This is a genomic window from uncultured Legionella sp. (assembly GCF_937871865.1).
In the GTDB taxonomy this organism is placed as follows: domain Bacteria; phylum Pseudomonadota; class Gammaproteobacteria; order Legionellales; family Legionellaceae; genus Legionella.
Genome location: NZ_CALMPD010000273.1, coordinates 1 through 3,554 on the forward strand (window position 1 = coordinate 1; position 3,554 = coordinate 3,554).

Here is a 3,554-nt window from a genome sequence, read left to right on the forward strand (position 1 = left end):
CGATGGCGCGTATAATAAGTGTGAGGGGTAATATACCCCTTTGTGCCTGGTGCAGTGTCTTTGGGGGCAGGCTCGCCAGTTTCCTCATGTACTAAAGTCTCTGCCGCTTTATTTACAGGATTTTTATCTTTGTATTCCGTTATTTTATTTTCATAAAAACCGTTAACTCTGAAGATAAATTAAGTTTTTTTGCCGAAGGTAAAGACGATAATTTATCCTTTTTATAGGCTTTCAAAATCATACTTAATAAATTTTTTTTATTGTACATAATTAAAATGCTACTTAGGAAAATTGATAAATTATAAACTTTGTTTGTTAAGTCAACATTAAGATTCCGTTTTTGCAACGCAGCCCCTACTATAAAGTATAATTTGCGTTTAATTTACACACATTTTAAAAATATAGCACTATACTTACTTTGCGGAAAACAACAAAAACCAAGGAGGATGCCATGAATACACAATCTATGTGCTTTTCTGGCGTAATGCGAACAAGTGCTATAGTCGGTTTATTATTTTTAGCGGTAGGTTTTTCTTCAGTTGCCAATGCGGCTCAGGGATGCGGATATGGTTATCACAGAGCTATTTATAATGGAACCTGTGTATTGAATCATCCTGGTGCATTTTCAACCCCAGCTCCTGCACATCCAGGTTGCTGGCGTAATGCCTGGGGTGCTTTACGTTGCTATAGATAAACATTAAATTTTAGACGCCAGGATTGTTTTTGCATGTTATATAAGAAGTAAATTCATTTCCTGGTGTTTTCATATCGTTCCAAGCCCAAATATCAATAATCAAGTGCGTTCAATCTGCTATTTTTTGTTTTATCTCTCTTTAGTTTGTAATATTTTTGTAAAAACCAATCAAAAACCATGCAAATAATCTCCCATATGATTAAATAATGTACTTTTAGTTTCACAATCATTTAAATCAGAATATTCCTATGGGGAGAATTAAACAAATGAAATTTGTAAAATACCTTGGGCTAAGTTTGCTTCTAGGAATAACCCTCGATGCTAACGCATACTATACTCAACAAGGTCAAATTTATGATAAAAAGGGAAACAAAGTTAATATTAATGGATTATCCTGGTCTGGTTTTCAAGATACTAACGTTTTTCAAGGTCTGCAAAATAATCCATTCTATAGCGTAGCTACCGCTCCCAATACAACTCGCACTGGATTAATGGATTTAATAACTCACCCAGGGGACTTTGCTGATTCTGGGGCAACAAAACAAACTGCAGTTCAATTCAAAACAATTCGACTACCTATTCAGCCTGGTGTTCTCTATGATGAACAATCGGAGGTTGATATAAATAAAGCACTTTCTGATAAAAAGAATCCGTCAAGAGGAAATGGTGTTTTTTGTAAAACCTGGCAATCTAATGGTGATGCTTGTGAAAAAGCAGTGAGCCCAAAGCAAGCATTCTGGATAGTTCTTGAAGAAATGAAAGCAAATAAGATTAACGTCATGATTGATATGCACCATCGTTATGGATATGGAGATGATAAGCGTGACGGCACTGTTTACGATATGAATCAATATGCAACAGACATCACAGCATTGGCCAATGAAATAAAACAACGCGATCTTGATAACGTAATAGGCATAGATATATTTAATGAACCATACCAACTGAACTGGTTTAAAAATAAGAATAATCAGGCAGCATGGACCAAAGTTATAGGAACAGCAGCTAAAGCCATTCACCAGGCTAATCCTGAACTCCTATTATTTGTAGAAGGTTCAGGCGGTGGAAACGATGATGCAGATGCCCCTGTAATTTGTATTACTAAAAATACAGTCCCCCCCTCCTCCGATGGCTATTCACACTGGACTGATCCAGGTAATTGCGGTGAGAGTCGTGAAGTTGTCTCCTTTAAAGGAAATTGGGGTGAAGACTTTAAACCACTGCTCAATAAAGAATTAGCGAAACAAGGAATAGCTCAGTTTGATACGACACAATTTATTAATCAATTAAATCGGCAAGTCGCAGATTTAAACCCTAATACTGTAGACTGGTTGATGGGCGAAGACAAGGCAGGTTCTAATGGGCATTTAGTATTCTCTCCTCATGTTTATCCTAAAGAAGTTGCCGGCTGGGAAACAGAGCCAGGTAGTGCAAGTACTTTACGATTGAGCTGGAGTTGGGGCTTCTTATATCAAGCAGGATTCCCAATTGTATTAGGAGAAGCATCTTGGAAAACCTCTTCAGGAAAAGACTTCTTTACCCAATCATTAATGCCTTACCTTTCTGAAAGCGGGATTGGAACCAATAATCTTTACTTTTGGGGAATAGGTTATCTGGGGGATACAGTCAGTGCTATTAATCCTGATTCAGGTATGCTCGATTTGGATGTACAGTACACGTTAAAACCGTATTTTAACTAAATATGTCTACATATGCCGTGCTCCCTCCACGGCATCTTCAACACCGTATTATCAATAAGTATTGCCAAACGATATGCAATGAAATTAAGTAATAAGAGTTAATCAACACCCACATAAAGTAGAGCACATTAACAGCACTTGAAACATTCGCCCAAGTACTGTTGCCTGACTATTAAATTTGGATTAGAGCTCTTCATTGTTCATGCAGCAACTTATCCAAAGTGATAATTGACTCCGACTCTTACTGTATTTCCAGTAAAGTCAGTACTCGATTTAACAGATGATGCGGCAAAACTGAGAACGGGAGTCGTAGCAAGATTTTGAGCCAGGCTCAAATAACCCTGTGTAGAACCCAGATCATAATACATATATTCCGCTTTTACGCTCCAACATGGCGTCACCGCCCATTCAGCACCTGCACCAGCTCCCCATCCCCCTAAAACATTATGTGTAGAAAAGCCATCAGCAATAGGTAATAAAGTTGCTTGTGAATTGCTTACGGTATACGACGTGTTGAAGGTTGCTCCACCATAAGCAAATGCACCCACACCATAAATCAATACAGATGGATTCAGAAAAGCCCCCAGACGTCCTTTAACAAAGCCAAGATAGTCCAGCTTTTTAGTAATTGCAATATTGGCGGCATGTGTCCCCAGTCCCGGAGAAGTAACTACACCAGAAAAATCCGTAGTCCCACCTGATTGAGCCACTCCATCAAACTCAGCCTCAAGGCTAATAACAAGATAATCTAGAATTAAGGCATTATAACCAATTTGCCCACCGCCTATAAAACTATCGGATGATACGAAAACATCACGAGTTCCAAGCCGTCCGAGAGAAGCAGCCATTATCTCAGAAGTTGGCGATAAAGCACGATTGGCATACTGAGGAACACTCAGATTACGTACTTCATTGCTTGCAGTCCATAAATATCCAGCATTTGCCCCAACATAAAAGCCAGTCCAGGGCGACCTTTCTTCAAAAACCTCTCCGGCAGTCCCGCCAAAAGAATTTGCGCCATACAGTGCTAATGTCAAAGAAAGTAAAGTCCATGTTTTTTTCATTAATATTATTCCAATTAAGTATGATTTAAAGTAACTAGGTGGCTAAATGCCTGGATTACAATTGTCTTTAATTATCAGCATCAACAACCTGTACAA

General features: G+C 38.4%; 3 protein-coding genes. 2 read left to right on the plus strand and 1 reads right to left on the minus strand.

Annotated elements, in window-relative coordinates; all coding sequences use genetic code 11:
- Positions 1-451: 451 nt before the first annotated feature.
- Positions 452-694, plus strand: a complete 243-nt coding sequence (locus Q0495_RS14705) for a hypothetical protein (RefSeq protein ID WP_298627618.1) — start codon at positions 452-454, stop codon at positions 692-694.
- Positions 695-960: 266 nt separating this feature from the next.
- The gene (locus Q0495_RS14710) at positions 961-2,394 is read left to right on the plus strand and encodes a cellulase family glycosylhydrolase (RefSeq protein WP_298627619.1); all 1,434 of its coding nucleotides are present in this window, start codon (positions 961-963) and stop codon (positions 2,392-2,394) included.
- A gap of 212 nt (positions 2,395-2,606) precedes the next feature.
- Here the strand turns inward: Q0495_RS14710 and Q0495_RS14715 are convergent, their stop codons facing one another.
- A complete protein-coding gene (locus tag Q0495_RS14715) occupies positions 2,607-3,458 on the minus strand; it encodes an outer membrane beta-barrel protein (protein ID WP_298627620.1) in 852 nt (283 codons plus the stop codon).
- Between the last annotated feature and the right edge of the window lie 96 nt (positions 3,459-3,554).